Raw genomic sequence first — 1,749 nt, 5'->3', positions numbered from 1 at the left:
CATGAAGCTGTTGGTGCCGGTCAAGCGGGTGCTTGACTATAATGTGAAGCCGCGGGTGAAGGCGGACGGGTCGGGCGTGGACCTGGCCAACGTCAAGATGAGCATGAACCCGTTCGACGAGATCGCGGTCGAGGAAGCCATCCGCCTGAAGGAAAAGGGCGTGGCGACCGAGGTCGTCGTGGTCTCGATCGGCGAGCCGAAGGCGCAGGACACGCTGCGCACCGCGCTGGCGATGGGCGCCGACCGCGCGATCCTGATCACCGCCGACGTCCGCCCCGAGCCGCTCGGCGTGGCCAAGCTCCTCGCCAAGGTGGTGGAAGAGGAGCAGCCGCAGCTCGTGATCCTGGGCAAGCAGGCGATCGACGACGACAACAACCAGACCGGCCAGATGCTCGCCGCCCTGCTCGGCTGGGGCCAGGGCACCTTCGCCTCCAAGCTCGAGGTCGAGGGCGACACCGCCACCGTCACCCGCGAAGTCGACGGCGGCCTGGAGACGGTGGCGCTGCCCCTCCCCGCCATCGTCACCACCGACCTGCGCCTGAACGAGCCGCGCTACGCCTCGCTGCCCAACATCATGAAGGCGAAGTCGAAGCCCTTGGCGCAGAAGACGCCCGCCGACTACGGCGTCGACCTCAGCCCACGGATCACCATCCTCAAGGTCGAGGAGCCCGCCAAGCGTGCCGCCGGCGTCAAGGTCGACAGCGTCGACGCGCTGGTCGACAAGATCAAGAGCCTGGGAGTGGTCGCATGAGCGTGCTGGTACTGGTCGAACACGGCGAGGGCCGGATCAAGGACGCGACGCTCGCCACCGTCACCGCCGCCGCCAAGCTGGGCGACGTGGTCGCGCTGGTCGCCGGCCACGGCGACGAGGCGGCGCAGGCCGCCGACGCCGCCGCCAAGGTGGCGGGGGTGCGCAAGGTGCTGCTCGCGAACGATCCGGCCTATGCGCAGATGCTCGCGGAGAACGTCGCGGCGCTGGTGGTGCCGTTGATGGCCGACCACGACGCGTTCCTCGCCAACGCGACCTCCGACGGCAAGAACGTGGCCCCGCGCGTCGCCGCCCTGCTCGACGTGATGCAGGTCAGCGACATCGTCTCGGTCGAGAGCGCCGACACCTTCACCCGGCCGATCTACGCCGGCAACGCGGTGGCGACCGTCCAGTCGTCGGACGCCAGGAAGGTTATCACCGTCCGCGCCACCGGCTTCGACAAGGCGGCGGCCGAAGGCGGCAGCGCCTCGGTCGAGACCGTCGCGGCGCCCGGCGACCAGGGCAAGTCGCGCTTCGTCGGCTGCGCGAAGGAAGCCTCGGCCCGTCCCGAACTGACCAGCGCGCAGGTGATCGTCTCGGGCGGCCGCGCGCTCGGCTCGGAAGAGCAGTTCCACGCCCTCATCGAGCCGCTCGCCGACAAGCTCGGCGCCGCGATCGGCGCCAGCCGCGCCGCGGTCGACGCGGGCTTCGCGCCCAACGACTATCAGGTCGGCCAGACCGGCAAGATCGTCGCCCCCGCGGTGTACGTCGCGGTCGGCATCTCCGGCGCGATCCAGCACCTGGCGGGGATGAAGGACAGCAAGACGATCATCGCGATCAACAAGGACGAGGACGCGCCGATCTTCCAGGTCGCCGACGTCGGCCTGGTCGGCGACCTGTTCCAGGTGCTGCCCGAACTCACCGAAAAGCTGTGAGCACGAGGGGCGGGAGCGATCCCGCCCCTTCGATCAGCCACCCCGCCCTACCGCCCTGCCCCTAGC

2 protein-coding genes are annotated in these 1,749 nt (G+C 69.9%); both read left to right on the top strand.

Annotated elements, in window-relative coordinates; all coding sequences use genetic code 11:
• Position 1: 1 nt before the first annotated feature.
• Positions 2–751 (top strand): electron transfer flavoprotein subunit beta/FixA family protein, encoded by a 750-nt coding sequence (locus ACBY01_RS17135; protein WP_416462198.1) that lies wholly within the window; start codon positions 2–4, stop codon positions 749–751.
• Positions 748–1,683 carry an electron transfer flavoprotein subunit alpha/FixB family protein gene (locus tag ACBY01_RS17130; protein WP_416462197.1) on the top strand — a complete coding sequence of 312 codons (936 nt, stop codon included), beginning with the start codon at positions 748–750 and terminating at the stop codon, positions 1,681–1,683. The genes ACBY01_RS17135 and ACBY01_RS17130 overlap by 4 nt, the downstream gene beginning before the upstream one ends.
• The last annotated feature ends 66 nt before the right edge of the window (positions 1,684–1,749 follow it).

Source organism: Sphingomonas mangrovi, assembly GCF_047975845.1.
Lineage (GTDB): Bacteria > Pseudomonadota > Alphaproteobacteria > Sphingomonadales > Sphingomonadaceae > Sphingomonas.
The sequence above is the reverse complement of the archived record's forward strand: the minus strand, read 5'-3'. Positions and strand labels throughout refer to the sequence as shown.

Excerpts from the sequence above, each read along its gene's own strand:
- ACBY01_RS17130 (WP_416462197.1), top strand. The coding sequence starts at position 748 with ATGAGCGTGCTGGTACTGGTCGAACACGGCGAGGGCCGGATCAAGGAC.
- ACBY01_RS17135 (WP_416462198.1), top strand. The coding sequence starts at position 2 with ATGAAGCTGTTGGTGCCGGTCAAGCGGGTGCTTGACTATAATGTGAAG.